Source organism: Bradyrhizobium cajani (assembly GCF_009759665.1).
GTDB lineage: Bacteria > Pseudomonadota > Alphaproteobacteria > Rhizobiales > Xanthobacteraceae > Bradyrhizobium > Bradyrhizobium cajani.
The window spans coordinates 1-396 of record NZ_WQNE01000109.1 but is presented as its reverse complement, the minus strand read 5'-3'; the positions used below and the strand labels follow the sequence as shown (position 1 = coordinate 396).

The 396-nt window shown below is 66.7% G+C and carries 1 protein-coding gene; it reads left to right on the top strand.

Translation table 11 applies throughout. From position 1 onward, the window contains the following. A partial coding sequence (locus GPL20_RS38595; protein WP_205751249.1) for a hypothetical protein occupies positions 1 to 396 on the top strand: 396 nt, incomplete at both ends.

The window sequence follows — 396 nt, the reverse complement described above, 5'->3', positions numbered from 1 at the left end:
GTCACCCGCTACATCGAGCAACAGGGCTCGGTGAACCCGGCTATCGACATCTACCAGCGATGGCCGGGTTTCTTCGCGTGGACGGCCGAGCTCGGAGAGCTCACCGGCTTTCTCGATCCCGTCAGGTACGCCGGTCTGCTCGAACCCGCCTTCGCCCTGCTCGACGCATTGCTGGTCTTCGCCATCGCCCGATCCATCTCACGTGACCACAGGTGGTGCTGGAGCGCCGCCACGCTCTTCGCCCTGTCCAACTGGGTAGCCCAGAACTACTTCGCTCCGCAGGCCTTCGCCTACACCCTTCAGCTCTTCGTCTGCCTGCTGCTGTTCACCGCCCTGCAGAGCCCTCCGCGGGCGGCGGCGCTCTGGCTGGAGCGCCTGGTCCGGCGGGTCCTGCGG